Raw genomic sequence first — 261 nt, forward strand, 5'->3', positions numbered from 1 at the left:
GGCCCCATGATCTGCGCAGCAGCGAACATCGAATTGAGCAGCTCAGCGAAAAGTCTTTCTGCTTGGCTGGGCGGTAGGCCAGATTTATATTTGATAGACCAAAATGGTAGCGTTATTAAAACCATAGAGCGCCAACATATGGCACTCGGCAATTTAGAAGTCGAGGAGTTTGCACGTAATCTGCTGCATTTTGAAGTCCTCCCCGCCCAACGCCTCGTAATGGCGCCTGACGGGATCATCGAATCTGAGTCTGCGCGCGTG

General features: G+C 51.3%; 1 protein-coding gene. It reads left to right on the forward strand.

The genetic code is table 11. The features are described 5' to 3' along the window. On the forward strand, positions 1–261 hold a 261-nt coding region (locus tag CWC03_RS23210; RefSeq protein ID WP_171040328.1), incomplete at both ends, for a SpoIIE family protein phosphatase.

The organism is Pseudoalteromonas sp. S2755, assembly GCF_005886535.1.
In the GTDB taxonomy this organism is placed as follows: domain Bacteria; phylum Pseudomonadota; class Gammaproteobacteria; order Enterobacterales; family Alteromonadaceae; genus Pseudoalteromonas.